Here is a 15,973-nt window from a genome sequence, read left to right as displayed (position 1 = left end):
CCGCGGGTGAGCCTGGACATCCGTATGCCGGCGGAGGTGTTTCTGGAGAAGCTTTACAGGCGGCCGGTGAACTTCTCTATTGAGGACGTGCTTGCGGTGGGGTGATGCACTTGGATGTTGACTCCGCATAACCAAAGAAAAATGCTTTGTTTTGAATCACCAGCCCGCACGAGCGGTGCATACGAGGGGATGCTCCGCACAGGCCATCCATGGCCTGGCTGCGCACGGCCCGCATCCATGCGGGCCGCCCTCCGGGTCTCCTATTCGCAGGAAAAGCGAAGGGCGTAAAGCGGCAAGGCGGCAAGGCGGCAAGGCGGCAAGGCGGCAAGGCGGCAAGGCGGCAAGGCGGCAAGGCGGCAAGGCGGCAAGGCGGCAAGGCGGCAAGGCGGCAAGGCGGCAAGGCGGCAAGGCGGCAAGGAAAAATCTTGGGGAAGGCACCAGCTAACACAACCATTCTTTTTCGCGTAGCACCGCAGCCTGCGCGATCAGAGAAAAACCCCAGTCGCGACCGCCACCCTCACTCGCCCTGCACCGGCAAGCCCTGACCAGCCACCTCCAACAACTCGATCTCGAACGCCAAGGTCGCATTGGGTTCGATCTGGCCGGGCAGGCCCTGCTCTGCGTAAGCGAGCTTGGCCGGAATCCAGAACCGGTAATGGCTACCCGGGGTCATCAGCTGCACGGCTTCGGTCCAGCCCGGCATGACTTGGGCTAGGACGAATTCGGCCGGATGATCAGTGTCGTAGGTGCTCTCGAACTTGCTGCCATCGAGCAGGCGGCCGACGTAGTTGACGCGCACGGTGTCGCTGGCCTTCGGGTGAGCACCCTTGCCCGCACGCAGCATCTGGTACTGCAGGCCGGAGGCCGTGCTGGCCACACCGTCGACTTTCGCGTTCTTCTTCAGGAAGGCGTCGCCGGCTTCGAGATTGCGCGCCGCCAGTTGCTTGAGTTCGCCATCGCGCTGGTTGCGCAGATGCTCGCTGAAGCCCTCACGAATCTGCTTGCTCTTCGCTTCGTCGAACAGCAGCGGCGCACCGGCCTGGGCATCGCGGATCGCCTGCAGCACGATGCGCTGGTCCAGTTCGCCGCGGATCGGTTCGATGCTGCGGGCGAAGTCGCGGCCGACGATGTAGCTGATGCGGGCTTTTTCGCTATCGAGTTCGGCCGCGGTCAAGGCCGGGCCGGCGGCTCCGCTGGCGGCCTCATGCTTGGCTTGCCCGCCCCCAGGCGGCGTGCAGGCGGCCAGGCCCAGTACCGCGGCAAGCAGGGTCGGACGCAGGAAATCGTGGCGCATGCAAACTCCGTAATGCAGAGGCATCGATCGGGAAGACGGCATCAGTCGGTCACCGCGAAGGTCAGCATCATGCCCATGTCCTCGTGTTCGAGATTGTGGCAATGAAGCATGTAGCGCTGGTTGCCGCTGAGCGGTTGGGCGAAGTCGATGGCCAGGCGCACGATCTCGCCGGGCCAGACCACGACGGTGTCGTTCCAACCCAGGTCCTGCGCGGTCAGGCCGCCGGCGGCGACCTGGCGGCCGCGGATGTCCGGCGGGCTGATGCTGCGCGAGAGCACGCGGAACTGGAAACCGTGCAGATGGATCGGGTGCGGCATGCTGGTCATGCTGTTGCGGATTTCCCAGACCTCGCGGCTGCCGCGGCGCACCGAGAACGCCGGTTCGTGGCCGTCGTCGTGGAAATTCCAGTCGTTGATGAACCAGCGCCCTTGCTCGTCCATGCGCAAGCGCAAGGCGCGCACCGGCCAGTCGGCGGTGTCGGGCAACGGGTCGATCTTCGACAAGGCACTGAGGTCGGGCAGTCGCGCCGGTGGCCGGCGCTCGTCGGCGCATTCGATCAGGCGCAGTTCCATCAGGTCCAAGGCGGCGCCCATCGGCGCGGCGCCGGGATGATCGGCCATCGGGTCGGGCAGGAAGGCGCCGGACTCGTCTTCGTTCTCCATCGCCACGTAGTCGAGGCTGCGCAGCATCACCCGCTGCCCCGGCGTGAGCGCGCCGAAGTCGACCAGCACATCGATGCGCTGCGCCGGGGCCAGAAACACATCGTCGACCGGCCAGGCCTGGCCGAGCAAGCCGCCGTCGGTACCGATCAACTGCATCGGCAGCACCTGCTCGCCCTGCACGAACGCCACCCGCAGCATGCGCGCATTGGCGACGTTGGCCAGGCGGAAGCGGTACCAGGCCGGGATCACGTCGAGATAGGGCTCGGGCGTCCAGTTGACCAGCACGCGGTTGCCGATCCAATCGTCGGCACCGTCCTTGTAGACGATGGCATTGTCGGCACCGACCTGCTTGTCGGCGATCATCAAGGGCAGGTCGCGTTCGCCCCAACGCATGCCGAGGCGTTGCCGCAGCGCGCGTTCTTCGTCGTCTTCGACCAACAGCAAACCGGCTAGGCCGCGCTGCAACTGCACGCCGGTGCGGCCATGCGGATGAGCGTGATACCAATACAAGCCGGCGCGGTTGTCGACGCGGTAGCGATAACGGCGACTGGCGCCGGCCTCGACCGGATGCAGGCCGCTGCCGTCGTTGGCCTCGTCGATGGCGAGACCGTGCCAATGGATCGTGGTGGCCTCGGCAAGGCGGTTATCGAATTCGACCTCGACCGTGTCGCCGCGGCGCGTGTGCAGTAACGGATTGCCGACGTCGTGCGCGCCGACATGACCGGTATAGGCCCACAGCGCGGTCGGCGCGCCCGGGAACAAGCCCACGCTCAGCGCCTGCGCCGATAAGCGCAGCGGCTGCTTCAGATCGACCTCGGCGAGCAGGCCCTCGGCGCCGGGCAGGCGCAGCGGCTGCACGAAGCGCGCCTCCGGCGCGAGCTCCGACAACTTCGGCGCCCGGCCCGAACCCAGGCTGTGCCCGTGGCCGCCGGTCCAACGCCACAGCGCCAAGGGGCCGGCGACGGTCGCCGCGCCACCCACGGTGAGCCCGACCAGAAAGCGGCGGCGTTGCGGGTCGGTCATCGGTACGGCATCCCCGGAAGCGTCAGGCGACCCGCCATCATCCACAGCCCATGTTGCAGATGTTGCAGCCGCGCGTCGCTTCTGTGACGCCGATCAATTTGATGACCATTGCGGCGGGATCGAGCCGGTCGGCGGCGGGGTTAGGGCTGGATGCGCCGCAACGAAGTACAGCGCGGTCGCGGCTCACGCCGCTCCTACAGAGGTTGCAGTCGGTGACGCCGCAAGACCCATGCAACGCGGTCGCGACTTGCGTCGCTCCTACCCAACAGCCGCCGCGACCGGCCAACCGTTGTCGTTGCCGTTGCCGTTGCCGTTGCCGTTGCCGTGATGAGCTTGGCGCAGTGCCGAACTTGCGATGCAAGCGGAGACCCGGAGGGCGGCGCACAGGACGTGCGCCGTTTTTCGATAGGACAAGGATGTCCTATCGAAAAATCCCGGCGTAAGCCATGAACTCGCAAGGGAGCTTCGTCAAGGAAAGCCCTTTTCTTTGGTTAGCTTTCTTTTGGGCTTAGCAAAAGAAAGTAACCCGGCCGCGTCAGCGGACGGAAGCTCTAGATGTTGCTTCACCGCTCTGCGGCGAGAAACGCAACAACCGCCAGCTGCGCGGTCGCGACTTGTGTCGCTCCTACCCTGGCGAAGAGCATGCCGCTTCGACGAACGATGACGGCCTCGTTATCTCTGCGCGTCCCGCGGTCGCGGCTCACGCCGCTCCTACAGGGGTTGCAGTCGGCGACGCTGCAAGACCGATGCAACGCGGTCGCGACTTGCGTCGCTCCTACCCAAGGGTGATCGCGTTAGCAGGGCCCCGCGCCGCCGCGCCGCGTGTCACCCACTTGCGCAACGCCACATAGAACACCGGCGTCAGGAACAAGCCGAACGAGGTCACCCCCAGCATGCCGGCGAATACGGTGATGCCGGTGGCGGCACGCACTTCGCTGCCGGCGCCCTGGCCGATCAGCAGGGGCACGGTGCCGGCGATGAAGGCGATCGAGGTCATCACGATCGGGCGCAGTCGCAGGCGGCAGGCTTCCAAAGCAGCCTCGACGACGCCGCGGCCTTGCAGTTCGAGTTCGCGGGCGAATTCGACGATCAGGATCGCGTTCTTGCACGCCAGGCCCATCAGCACGACCAGGCCCACCTGCACGAACACGTTGTTGTCGCCGCCGCTCAGCCACACGCCGAACAAGGCCGACAGCAAGGTCATCGGCACGATCAGGATCACCGCCAACGGCAGGGTCCAGCTTTCGTACAAGGCCGCCAGCGCGAGGAAGGCCAGCATCACCGCCAGCGGGAACACGATCAGCGCAGCGTTGCCCTGGGTCGCCTGCTGATGGCTCAGGTCGGTCCACTCGATGGCCATGCCGTTCGGCAAGTGCTTGTCGGCGAGTTCGCGCAGGGACTGCATCGCTTCGCTCGACGAAAACAGGCGCGGGTCGGATTCGCCGACCAGATCGGCGGCGGGATAGCCGTTGTAGCGGATCACCGGATCGGGGCCGTAGGTTTCGCCCAGGCTGACCATCGAGCCGAGCGGCACCATCGCACCGTCGACGTTACGTACACGCAGGTTGGCAATGTCCTCGACGCTGTCGCGGTGCGCGCCGTCGGCCTGTGCGATCACCTGGTAGGTGCGGCCGAAGCGGTTGAAGTCGTTGACGTAGGCCGAGCCCAGGTAGGTCTGCAAGGTATCGAACAACTCGTCGAGCGGTACGCCCTGGGCCTTGGCTTTGGCGCGGTCGACGCACGCGTCGAGTTGCGGCACGTTGGCCTGGTAGGTGCTGATCGGATAACCCATGCCCGGGGTCTGCGCGACCGCGCCGCTCAAGCCGTTGAGTGCGTTCTGCAGCTCGCCGTAGCCCTGCCCGCTGCGATCCTGGATGTACAGCGCATAGCCCGAACCGGCGCCGAGGCCGAGGATCGGCGGCGGCATGAACGAGAACGCCGCGCCTTCCTGCAAGGCCGCGAATTTCTCGTTGAGCTCGGCGTTGATCGCCTCGGCGCTGCGCTCGCGCTGGCCGAAGCCGTCGAGTTCGAAGAACAGGGTGCCGGTGTTGGGCGTGTTGGTGAACTGCAGCGGGTTCAGGCCAGGATAGCCTTCCGAGGCCGACACGCCTTCGGTCGACATCGCGATCGCGCTCATCTTGCGGATCACCGCATCGGTGCGAGCGAGCGAGGCGCCTTCCGGCAGTTTCACCCCGCCGATCAAATAGAGCTTGTCCTGGGTCGGGATGAAACCGCCCGGCACTGCCTTGAACATCAGGCCGGTCGCGACCAGCAACACCGCATACACCACGAACACCGCGCCGCGCTTGCCCAGCGCGCGCGAAACCGCGCCCTGGTACTGGTGCGAGCTCGATGCGAAGAAGCGGTTGAAGGGACGGAACAACCCGCCGAACAGACGGTCGATCAAACGCGTCGGCGCATCCTTCGCCGCGCCATGCGGCTTGAGCAGTTTCGCCGCCAAGGCCGGCGACAGGGTCAATGAGTTGATCGCGGAGATCACCGTCGAGATGGCGATGGTCACCGCGAACTGCTTGTAGAACTGGCCGGTCACGCCCGACAGGAACGCCATCGGCACGAACACCGCGCACAACACCAGCGCGATCGCGACGATCGGGCCGGACACTTCCTTCATCGCCTGATGCGCCGCGGCGAGCGGGGTCAGGCCTTCCTCGATGTTGCGCTCGACGTTTTCCACCACCACGATCGCGTCGTCGACGACGATGCCGATCGCCAGCACCAGGCCGAACAGGCTCAAGGTGTTGATCGAGAAACCGAGCAGGTACAACGCGGCGAAGGTACCGACCACCGACACCGGCACCGCCAGCAGCGGAATGATCGAGGCGCGCCAGGTCTGCAGGAACAGGATCACCACCAGCACGACCAGGGCGACCGCTTCCAGCAACGTCGTCACCACCGCTTTGATCGAGTCGCGCACGAATACGGTCGGGTCGTAGACGATGCGGTATTCCAGCCCGGGCGGGAAGGTTTGCGCAAGCTCGCTCATGCGGGCGCGCACCGCGTTCGACAGGCCGATCGAGTTGGCGCCGGGCGCTTCGAACAGGCCGATCGCCACCGCATCCTGGTTGTCGAGCTGGGCGCGCAGGCTGTAGTCGCCGGCATCGAGTTCGATGCGGGCCACGTCGGACAGCCGCACCAGCTCGCCGTCCGCGCCGCGCTTGATCACGACGGCGCCGAACTCGGCTTCGCTGTGCAACCGGCCCTGGGCGTTGATCGGAATCAGGAACTCGCTGCGGTTCGGCATCGGCTCGGCGCCGAGCTGGCCGGCCGAGACCTGCACGTTCTGTTCGCGGATCGCCCGCACCACGTCGCTCGCGCTCAGGCCGCGCGCGGCGATGCGATTCGGGTCGAGCCAGATCCGCATCGCGTAGTCGCCGCTGCCGAACATCTGGATCTGGCCGACGCCGGGCAGGCGCGCGAGTTCGTCCTTGAGCTTCAAGGTCGCGTAGTTGCGCAGGTACAACGAGTCGTACTTGCCCTCGGGCGAGATCAAGTGCACCAGCATGGTCAGGGTGGCCGACTGCTTCTGGGTGGTGATCCCCTGCCGCCGCACGTCCTCGGGCAGGCGCGCCAGGGCCTGGCTGACCCGGTTCTGCACCTGCACCTGGGCCTGGTCGGCATCGGTGCCGGGCTTGAAGGTGACGGTGACCACGAGCACGCCGTCGGAGCCGGCCACCGATTTCATGTACATCATGCGTTCGACGCCGTTGATCGCTTCCTCCAGCGGCGTGGCCACGGTTTCGGCGATGACCTTGGCGTTCGCGCCGGGGTAGACCGCGCGCACCACGACGGTCGGCGGCACCACGTCGGGGTATTCGCTGACCGGCAACAGCGGGATCGCGATCAGGCCGGCGGCGAAGATCAGGATCGACAGCACCGCCGCGAAGATCGGACGGTCGATGAAGAAACGCGAGAAATCCATGACGGAGTCCTGGGTGCGGCGCGAGGCCGCAAGCGGTCGCAACCGACGTCGCCAGGACGTCGGCCGGGGATGGAGTGGTTTGCGGTCGGCCGTCGCTGCGTGACGAGCAGCGACGGCGACGTGGCGTCAGGCGGCGGCGCGGATCTCGACGGCCGGCCGTTGCGCCACCTGCACGCCGAAGGCCTGCAGTTGCGCCAGCTGGTAGGCCGGATCGATCAACAGGTCCGGCGTGTACAGGCCCGGCGCGACCGCCTCGCCGCCGGCGAGGCCGAGCAGGCGCTCGACGCCGAGCGCGATGCCGAGCGCAGTCATCGGCGCCTGCCCTTGTGGGTGCACCAGTTCGTGGCGGGTGCGCGCATGGCTGCCGTCGTGACGCTCGCCTTCCAGCTCGATCACGATCTCGGTCGAGAAGGCCTCGCCGCGGCGCCGGCTCGCGCTTTCGCCCAGGGCCATGTCGAGGCGGATCGAATGCGCGTCGGTCGCCGCGGCCAGGCTGACCACGTCCATCGGCGAATACGCCGCGGCTTCCACCACGGTGCCGTCGACGCTGGCGAAGGTGGTTGCGGCCTCCTCGCCGCGCACCCAGCGCCAACGCCCGCGCTCGAGGATCTGCGCCGCGGCGGCGGTGGTCAGGCGTTCGTAGTCGGCGGCCGCGGCCGGGCCGCCCATGTCCTGCTCGTCGAGCAGGGCCGAGATCACGATGCGGTCGAGACGGCGGAACTCGCGGGCGAAATGCAGCGCCGGCAAGGTCGCGGTGCCGGCCAGCCAATGGCTCGCCAGCAGGATCGGCGAACGCCCGGGATGGCGCAGATGGCGCGCGACTTCCGGGGCGATCTCGAACGAGCCGCTGGAGGTGCTGACGTAGGGCAGGCCGTGGCGCTGGGCGTACTTGAGCGTGTTGAGGCTGTCGTCCTTGACGAACACGACGACGGCGCCATAGCGGGATTCATCGCCCAGGCCGAGATCGGCGCGCTCCAGGTCGACCCGCACCGCTTCGGCTCGGCCGACCTCGGCCGCGACCTTGGCCGCCTTGGCCAGGTCGCGGCCGGCGATGGCGATCGGCAGGTCCGGCTGCAGGCGGCGCAGCGCCTGCGCGCCCTGGGCGCCGACGACGCCGGAACCGCCGACGATGAGGACGGGTTTGCTGGCAATTGCGTTCATGATCCAAGCTCCTGGGGGCGGCCTGTGGCTCGCCCGGCGGGCGGCGGCACAAGCTACGATTGGTAAGTTACTAATAGTAAGATACACTCCTGCCCAGGCTGTCAAGCGCTTTTCTTCGACGCACCCACCACCGGCCCCGCCAGAGATCGCTCCATGACCGACACCCCCGCCAAACGCCTGCCCAAGGCCGAACGTCGCGAGCAGTTGCTCGAAACGGCGATGGGCATCGTCCGCGAGCAAGGCACCGATGCCCTGACCCTGGGCTACCTCGCCGAACGCGCCGGGGTCAGCAAGCCGATCGCCTACGAACATTTCGGCACTCGCTCGGGCTTGTTGATCGCCCTGTACAAGCAGATCGACGACCGCCAGAACGCGGTGGTGCGGCGCGATTTCGAACGCACCCCGCATCGCCTGCACGACGTCGCGCGCCTGCTCGGCGAGAGCTATATGAGTTGCTTCCGCACCGCCGGGCCGGAATGCCACGCGATCAACGCCGCGCTCGCCGGCGACGAGGAAATGGAGAAGTTCCAGCAGGAACTGGTCGAAGGCTACGTCAGCTTCTATCGCGATCTGCTCGCACCGTTCGCGGCGGCGTTGCCGGCCGATGAGTTGCTGCGCCGCTGCGTCGCCATCATCGGTGCAGGCGATGCCTTGTCGCGCGAGATGACGCGCGGGCGCATCGAGGAAGCCGACGCCGCGGCGACACTCGCGGCGCTGATCGAACGCTTGATCGCCGAGGACTGAGTTCGCCAGCGCTGCGAGGACGCGACCGTCCCGGCAACAGCTACCTGAGCAGCGGCCTCAACTACTTTCGGCCGCGCGCGCGAGCAGCAATTCGCGTTCGCGCACGTTGCGGGTCATCGACGCGGCGCGTTCGAACTCGGCGCGCGCTTCCTCGCGCCGGCCGAGCTTGAACAGCAGGTCGCCGCGCACCGTCGGCAGCAAGTGGTAGTGCTTGAGCGAGGGCTCGTCGATCAGCGTGTCGACCAGCTCCAGGCCGGCGGCCGGGCCGAACGCCATCGACAAGGCCACGGCGCGATTGAGTTCGATCACCGGCGACGGCGTCAGCACCGCGAGTTGCTGGTACAGCGCAGCGATGCGCGGCCACGGCGTGTCCCGCGCGGTCGGCGCGCTGGCATGGCAGGCGGCGATCCCGGCCTGCAAGGCATAAGGCCGCTGCGCGCCGCCGAGGCGGATCGCGCGCTCCAGCGCGCTCAATCCGCGTTGGATCTGAATCCGGTCCCAGCGCGCGCGGTCCTGGTCGAGCAACAGGATCGGGGTGCCGTCGGGCGCGGTGCGCGCGCCGGAACGCGAGGCCTGGATTTCCATCAGCGCGACCAGGCCGTGCACTTCCGATTCGTTCGGCATCAGGCCGGCCAGGATGCGGCCCAGGCGCAGCGCGTCCTCGCACAGGCCCGGACGCATCCAGTCGTCGCCGGCGGTGGCCGAATAGCCTTCGTTGAAGATCAGGTAGATGACTTCGAGCACTGAGGCCAGGCGCTGCGCCAGCTCTTCGCCGCGCGGCACTTCGAACGGCACCTGCGCTTCGGCCAGGGTGCGCTTGGCGCGGACGATGCGCTGGGCGATGGTCGGCTCGGCAGCGAGGAAGGCGCGCGCGATCTCGTCGGTGGTGAGGCCGCCGAGCAGGCGCAGGGTCAGGGCCAGGCGCGCTTCGGTCGACAGCACCGGGTGGCAGGAAATGAATACCAGCCGCAGCAGGTCGTCGCCGATATCGTCGTCGAGCTTGTCGAAGAACGCGTCCTCGACCTCGTCCTGGCTGGCCTCGATCTCGCGCCCGATTTCCTCGTGCTTGCGGTCGAGCAGCTTCTTGCGCCGCAGCCGGTCGATCGCGCGGTTTTTCGCGGTCTGCATGAGCCAGGCGCCCGGATTGTCGGGCACCCCGGTCTCGGGCCAGCGCTCGAGCGCGACCACCAGCGCATCCTGGGCGAGTTCTTCGGCCAGACCGACATCGCGCACCATGCGCGTCAGTCCGGCGATGAGTTTGGCCGATTCGATGCGCCAGACGGCGTCGATGGCACGGTGAGTATCGATGGCCGTCACGGCCAAGGATCAGACCACCTCGCGCACGCCGATGCAAGGGCGAAGGACGAGGCCGATGCGGCCGCTTCAGGGTGGGAGCGGCGTGTTCCCGGGGCGCGACCGCATCGCCGCCTTGGGTAGGAGCGGCGCGAGCCGCGACCGTGATCCAGCGACCTCCGGCGAAAGTTGCGAGGTCCGATGGAATCGTCCCGGGCCGCAACGGTCGGCACCGCGGCCTTTCGCCGGCGAATGCGATTGCGCGGTCGCGGCTTGCGCCGCTCCTACCCTTAAGAGCGGCTCGAATCGCAGCCTTCGCTAGCGAATGCTGTGCCGCGGTCGCGGCGCGCGCCGCCCCTACCCCTTCAAGCGGTCAGGCGGCCTTTTCGCAATTGATCATCCACGGCACGCCGAAGCGGTCGCTGACGATGCCGTAGGACAGTGCCCAGAAGGTTTCCTGCAAGGGCATTTCGATCTTGCCGCCGTCGGCGAACGCGTCGTAGATGCGCTTGGCCTCGGCCGGGTCGTTCAAGGACACGACGACGTGCGCGCCGGTCACGCCCTTGTACGGATACATGACGGTGGCGTCGGTGCCCATCAGGGCGAAGCCGTCGAGCTCGAAACGCGCGTGCATGATCTTGTCGCGGTCCTGCTCGGTCAGGCCTTCGCAGCCGGGATGGTCGCGGAACGGCATCATGTCGGTGATCTTGCCGCCGAGAGTCTTGTTGTAGAACTCGAAGGCCTGGCGGCAGTCGCCGTTGAAGGACAGATAGGTGGTCAGTTGCATGGCGTAGTCGTCCTGGTTGGGAGGGTGGCGCTTGAACAGGGTGAGACGGGCGCTGTGGCAAGTGGGCATGGCTGTCGCGTGGCTGGCGACCGTAGCGGCCGGTCTTGTCTCAACGACGAACCCGCACGAGAGAAATCGACACGCGCCGATCAGTTGGACCAGGTCGCGACCTGGTCGCGCATGCGCTCTTCGGCGGCGCGCAGTTCCGGGCTCAGGGCTTCGCCGAAATCGGCCAGGTCGTAGACCTGGCGGATCTCGATCTGCGCTTGCACGCCCTGCGGATGGGGCACCCGCTTGACCCATTCGACCGCTTCGGCGAGCGAACGCGCCTGGATCAGCCAGAACCCGGCCACCAGTTCCTCGGTCGAAGCGAACGGGCCCTCGACGATCCGGCGCGAAACGCCGTCGAACTGCACGCGCACGCCCTTCGCGCTCGGATGCAGGCCTTCGGCGGCCAGCAGCACGCCGGCCCGGACCAATTCCTCGTTATAGGCGCCCATCGCACTCAACAGGGCCGGATCGGACAATACCCCGGCCTCGCTGTCGCGGTCGGCTTTGACTATCAGCATGAATTTCATCGTCGGTTCCTCGCGGGCGAGCGGCCGGGAGGCGGCTCTCATGAGGACGACGAACGGCGCGTGGGTAAATCGACAGGGCCTGCAGGCCGGCGGCGACGGCAAAAGCCACGGCCCGCCGGCGCGGGGCACGACGGGCCGCGAACGGCGCGCCGGCACGGGATCGGCGCGCAAAGCCCGGCTGGCCGGATGGATGTCGGGTGGGTGTTCGCGGGACCGCAGACGGCGGATGCCGCGCCGGCCATGACGCCAGCTTCGCAGGGCATCGCCGATGGCGTTTGATGCATCGCATCGTTGCGATGCGCCGAAGTCGTGCGCTCGCTGCGCCGTTTCGTATCGCGCGGCGCGCTGCGATGCGGCAGGAGCGCCTCTCGGCGCGGTGTCGGCGCCACACCGGCGCTTAGCGGATCGAAGCCGGCCCCGACTCGCCGTCTTCGCGCTGCACGGTCGGCGGCGCCGCAGTTGGCGCAGACGCGCCGGCATGAGCCGGTATGCGGACGGTGCTGCGGATGGCGCTCGCCAAGGGGCTGGGCAGGCCGCAGCACGGCGTCGCCGACGCAGGCGCGAGGTCGGCCGCGCCATGGCCCTTGCGGCCGTTCGCGCCGGTGTCAGCCATGGCGGCGGACGCTCCGCTCGCGGCCTGCATGGCGCGATCGGCAGGTGGCGTCAGTCGGAACGGTTTCCATCGTCCTGGTCTGCGCGCTTTTGCCTGTCGTCGCGACCGGCTTGGGTCGCCTGCAACTGCACGAGGTAGTCGTCGAGGCGGTCGAGGCGCTGCTCCCAGATCTGCCGGTAACGATCGAGCCAACCGGAGACTTCCTGCAGACGCTCGGTCTCGAGCCGGCATGGCCGCCATTGCGCCTCGCGGCTGCGCGCGATCAGGCCGGCGCGCTCGAGCACCTTGATGTGCTTGGAGATCGCCGGAAGGCTCATGGCGAAGGGCTTGGCCAGCTCGGTCACGCCGGCCTCGCCGTGGGCGAGCCGGGCCAGGATCGCGCGCCGGGTCGGATCGGCCAGGGCGGCGAAGGTCGCATTGAGCGAATCGACGGACATTCTATGAACCGAAAGGTTAAATAACTGATCCGTTGATAAAGCCGCAGGCCAAGGCTGTCAAGCCGCATGGCCGCTGCATCGCGAAAGCGCGTTTAGCTGAACGGGGAAGCAGTGTTTTCGTTCATCGTTTTCATGAACGATTCAATCGACCGGGTCAATTATGTCTACTTGCATCACATAATAAACGTGATGTTAATCACATTAAACGGCACTAAGTGGGAAGCGTCGATCCGGCTGCAATCCCGTTAGTGGTCTGGCCCAGGGCCTTGCGGGATCCCGATGAAGCATTCGTACTCCAACGCGATCGTTGCCTGTGCGCGAGCGACGGCCGATGCCGTCGCCATCGCATCGGCGCGGCCCATGCCGCGCTCGGCAGCGAGGCGCATGTCGTGCGCATAGGCCTGGATTATCGCGCCGCCACCGCCGCCCCGACGACGTCCGCCGGGCACCAGGTGCTGGCCCTGGAACACGCGTTGCGCGGCCGCGCCGGCATCGACACGGTACTGTTCACCGCCGCGCCGGCCGATCATCCGCATCGCGCCATCGCGGTCAGCGACGATGCGCCGCTGCCGCTCGACCACGACCCCGGCCTGCGCGACCGCTGGCATTACGACGCCGGCTTCCTGCCGGCCGCGTTGCGCCGGGAAAAAATCGACGTCTACATCGCCACCGCCGACGGCGGCCTACCGCTGTGGCGCAAGCCGGCCGAAGTGCGCCAGGTGTTGTTGCTGCACGACCTGTTCCGGCTGACGCTGCGCCGTCCGCGCACCTCGCCATGGCGCGCCCTGGCCACGCGGTTGATCGACCAGACCCGGATCGGCCACGCGATCGCCAACGCCGACGCGATCTGGACCCCGTCGCGCTACACCACCGCCGAATGCGGACGCTTGTACCCGGCGCATGCGCACAAGCTTTACGTGCTGCCCGATGCGGTCGCGCCGCTGCCGCCGCCGGCCGACCGCAGCAGACTGCCGCTCGCCTTGCCGCCGCGTTACTGGTTGTTGGTCGGCACCCGCGAACCGCGCAAGAACGCCGATCTGTTCCTGCGCGCCTGGCTCGACGCGCGTCGCCAGCATTACGACACGCCGGACGTGGCCGTGGTCGGCGCGCCCGCCGACGTCGCGCCGGAACTGCGCCGGCTCAACGGCGTGCACTGGTTCGACGAGGTCGACGACGAAGGCCTGGCGCGCTTGTACCTCGATGCCGAGCGCCTGTGGCAGCCCTCGTATGCGGAAGGCTTCGGCCTGCCGGTGCTGGAAGCGCTCGCTGCCGGCACGCCGGTCGCGGTCGCCGAAGGCAGCGCGCTGGAAGAAGTCGCGCCCGGCGACATGCCGCGCTTCGATCCGCACGACCGGCCGATGCTGACCCGGTTGATGATCCAGCTCGGTCGCGAGTCGATCGACGGCAATGCCGAACAGCGCCGCGCCTTCGCCCAGCGCTTTGCGCCTAACGCTTATGCCGCGCGGGTCGCGGCCTTGCTCGACGAATTGATCAGATAGCCGCGGGCACCGTCGCAGCCGCGACGGCGGTGCGCGCCGGCCTTATTCGCCGACCTTATTCGTACGGCGCGTGCTGCAAGCCCTGCGAGGCCAGCATCCGATTGATGTTGGACACCACATGACCGCGCTCGGGGCGCGGCGTCACCGTCAACAAACGTTCGACGAGACTGTCGACGCGCGGCCAGAACACCGCATCGTCGCGCCACTGTCGCCGCCACATCGGCAAGGCGGCACGCAGCTGGCACAGATCGCCGTCGAGTTCGGCACGGGTTCGATGCATCGTTCACACCCCTCTGGCAACGACGGGCAAGGCCCGCTTCGAGCACATCGGCCACGGACACACCGGGCCACTGGACTGTAGGCGCCCACGCCGGGGGATGCATGGACGGACCGGTCCGGATTCGCCGTCTGCGATCTGCATCGCCGGCCGACGATTCCGGAACTCTCCTTATCCCGAACGCGGTCCGGAGCGCTTTCCCCACCTTAGGCCATAGCCGGGATGCTCGAAACATGACGAAAGTCACACCTCAGGCATCGCCCACCGATGAACAGGACTGGGGAGGTGCCCTCCGACCGATGCGTCCACCGCCTCAGCTCTGCACGGAAGGCAGCGCGGCGCCCGGCGCCGGCACCTGAGCCTCGCCTTGGCCGTCGCGCCTTTGCAGCATGCGGTCGCGCAGGCGCAGGAACGGCCGTTCGACCGCGTAATGCAGGGCCGCGCCAGCAAGCAGGGCCGCGGTGGCATACGCGGCGAAGGCGAGCAGGCCGTGGCCGTCGAGCGACTCGCCGTAGTGGCGCGAAACCAGGCCGAACATCTGCTTGTGGGTCAGGTAGAGGCTGAACGAGGCCGCAGCCAGCCAGGCCGCGCCGGGCACGCGCACACGCCCGCTCCAACGTTGCTCCGAGGCCGCGGCCGCGACCAACAAAGCCAGCCCGAACGAAACCACCGGGAAACCGAACACCGAGGCCTGCAAACCCAGGCGATTCTGCGACAGCCAGATCGCCGCGGCGACGCCGGCCAGGCCGAACGCGAGCAACATGCCGGAGCGCTGCATCATCGCCGACCACCACGACGGACGATAGGCGCGGATCGCCGCCAGCATGACCCCGGCGAGCAAGCCGTCCAGACGCATCCAGGTCGGGTAGTAGACCCGCTCGACCCAAGCCACGCTGCCGTCGGGCAGGCTCAGCTGCCAGACCCAGGCGCGCAAGGCCATGCCGCCGGCCACCAGCAGCACGCCGAGCGCGAGGGTTTTCCACAACGCAGGGCGCCGCGTCAGCCACCATGCGAGCAATGGAAAGACCAGATAGAAATGCTCTTCCACGCACAACGACCAGGCATGCGAGAACGCCTTGTTGTGTTGGTAGTCGATCAGCAGGTTCACGGTGAAGCTCAGGAACTGCCAGGCCGGCTGCATGCCGGGGCGCTCGCGGAACTCGGGCACCAGCAGGTACAGCGCGATCACCACCCAGAACGCCGGCAACACGCGCATGGCGCGGCGCAGATAGAAATCGCCCCAGCGCAGCGGTTCGCCGCGGCTCAGCGGCTTGAGCACCTGCCAGCCGATCAGATAACCGCTGAGGGCGAAGAACAAGTCCACCCCCATCCAGCCGAATTCCGACATCGGGCCGTAAGGCGAGCCGAGTCCGGCACCGGCGGCATGAAAAAACATCACCCATACGATCGCGATCGCGCGCAGCAGATCGAGGCCGGGCAGTCGGCTCATTGAAGTTCCTGGTTGGGGTTTACGGCAGAGGGATGGTGCTGCGATCGCATCGCGGCGTTGCGCCGCGACGTAGAGATTGCGCGACTAGTCTCGCCGAGAACTACGACGGCAACAAGAGGATTTGCAGGCGAAAGACGCCTGCGTTGCCATGTTTGTGCGGCGATCGCAGGCCGGCGTGGAGTGCCGCGATCTCGATGCGGCTGCAATGCCGCGCC

Annotated in this window: 14 protein-coding genes; 2 read left to right on the top strand and 12 right to left on the bottom strand. The window is 67.4% G+C overall.

All coding sequences use genetic code 11. The features are described 5' to 3' along the window. Window positions 1-517: 517 nt before the first annotated feature. From ACTOWK_RS16540 to ACTOWK_RS16520, 5 genes are all read right to left on the bottom strand, one after another. On the bottom strand, window positions 518-1,294 hold the full coding sequence (locus ACTOWK_RS16540; RefSeq protein ID WP_441331208.1) for an FKBP-type peptidyl-prolyl cis-trans isomerase: 777 nt from the start codon (window positions 1,292-1,294) through the stop codon (window positions 518-520). Window positions 1,295-1,335: 41 nt separating this feature from the next. Then, complete coding sequence (locus ACTOWK_RS16535; RefSeq protein ID WP_441331207.1) at window positions 1,336-2,979, bottom strand: multicopper oxidase family protein; 1,644 nt, start codon at window positions 2,977-2,979, stop codon at window positions 1,336-1,338. Window positions 2,980-3,016: 37 nt separating this feature from the next. Then, the gene (locus ACTOWK_RS16530) at window positions 3,017-3,166 is read right to left on the bottom strand and encodes a hypothetical protein (protein WP_441331206.1); all 150 of its coding nucleotides are present in this window, start codon (window positions 3,164-3,166) and stop codon (window positions 3,017-3,019) included. Between the two features lie 588 nt (window positions 3,167-3,754). Further along, window positions 3,755-6,919, bottom strand: coding sequence for an efflux RND transporter permease subunit (locus ACTOWK_RS16525; RefSeq protein ID WP_441331205.1), 3,165 nt, complete (start codon window positions 6,917-6,919; stop codon window positions 3,755-3,757). Between the two features lie 126 nt (window positions 6,920-7,045). Next, a complete protein-coding gene (locus ACTOWK_RS16520) occupies window positions 7,046-8,080 on the bottom strand; it encodes a hypothetical protein (protein ID WP_441331204.1) in 1,035 nt (344 codons plus the stop codon). A gap of 153 nt (window positions 8,081-8,233) precedes the next feature. On the opposite strand from ACTOWK_RS16520, the gene ACTOWK_RS16515 reads away from it, so the two are divergent. Next, window positions 8,234-8,824, top strand: coding sequence for a TetR/AcrR family transcriptional regulator (locus ACTOWK_RS16515; RefSeq protein ID WP_441331203.1), 591 nt, complete (start codon window positions 8,234-8,236; stop codon window positions 8,822-8,824). 57 nt (window positions 8,825-8,881) lie between these two features. Here ACTOWK_RS16515 and ACTOWK_RS16510 read toward each other — a convergent pair whose 3' ends face one another. The 5 genes from ACTOWK_RS16510 to ACTOWK_RS16490 all read right to left on the bottom strand — a co-directional run bounded on the left by ACTOWK_RS16510 (window position 8,882) and on the right by ACTOWK_RS16490 (window position 12,532). Next, complete coding sequence (locus tag ACTOWK_RS16510) at window positions 8,882-10,141, bottom strand: RNA polymerase sigma factor (protein WP_441331202.1); 1,260 nt, start codon at window positions 10,139-10,141, stop codon at window positions 8,882-8,884. Window positions 10,142-10,490: 349 nt separating this feature from the next. Further along, window positions 10,491-10,973 (bottom strand): VOC family protein, encoded by a 483-nt coding sequence (locus ACTOWK_RS16505; RefSeq protein ID WP_441331201.1) that lies wholly within the window; start codon window positions 10,971-10,973, stop codon window positions 10,491-10,493. Window positions 10,974-11,053: 80 nt separating this feature from the next. Further along, window positions 11,054-11,473, bottom strand: coding sequence for a YciI family protein (locus ACTOWK_RS16500; protein WP_441331200.1), 420 nt, complete (start codon window positions 11,471-11,473; stop codon window positions 11,054-11,056). Window positions 11,474-11,879: 406 nt separating this feature from the next. Continuing rightward, window positions 11,880-12,095, bottom strand: a complete 216-nt coding sequence (locus ACTOWK_RS16495) for a hypothetical protein (RefSeq protein ID WP_441331199.1) — start codon at window positions 12,093-12,095, stop codon at window positions 11,880-11,882. 50 nt (window positions 12,096-12,145) lie between these two features. Next, the gene (locus ACTOWK_RS16490; RefSeq protein WP_441331198.1) at window positions 12,146-12,532 is read right to left on the bottom strand and encodes an ArsR/SmtB family transcription factor; all 387 of its coding nucleotides are present in this window, start codon (window positions 12,530-12,532) and stop codon (window positions 12,146-12,148) included. Window positions 12,533-12,921: 389 nt separating this feature from the next. Between ACTOWK_RS16490 and ACTOWK_RS16485 the strand changes: the two genes are divergently transcribed. After that, window positions 12,922-14,031: a glycosyltransferase family 4 protein gene (locus ACTOWK_RS16485; RefSeq protein ID WP_441331197.1), complete on the top strand. Its 1,110-nt coding sequence runs from the start codon at window positions 12,922-12,924 to the stop codon at window positions 14,029-14,031. Window positions 14,032-14,086: 55 nt separating this feature from the next. Here ACTOWK_RS16485 and ACTOWK_RS16480 read toward each other — a convergent pair whose 3' ends face one another. Together ACTOWK_RS16480 and ACTOWK_RS16475 are read right to left on the bottom strand one after the other, a co-directional pair. Further along, the gene (locus ACTOWK_RS16480) at window positions 14,087-14,311 is read right to left on the bottom strand and encodes a hypothetical protein (RefSeq protein ID WP_031373937.1); all 225 of its coding nucleotides are present in this window, start codon (window positions 14,309-14,311) and stop codon (window positions 14,087-14,089) included. A 310-nt stretch (window positions 14,312-14,621) separates the two neighbouring features. Beyond that, entirely contained in the window at window positions 14,622-15,758 is a 1,137-nt protein-coding gene (locus tag ACTOWK_RS16475) for an acyltransferase family protein (protein WP_441331196.1), read from the bottom strand. Between the last annotated feature and the right edge of the window lie 215 nt (window positions 15,759-15,973).

Origin of the sequence: Lysobacter sp. CA196 (assembly GCF_052078695.1) — a bacterium.
GTDB lineage: Bacteria > Pseudomonadota > Gammaproteobacteria > Xanthomonadales > Xanthomonadaceae > Lysobacter.
Note: the sequence above shows the minus strand (reverse complement) of the source record. Positions and strands in the feature narration are given on the sequence as shown.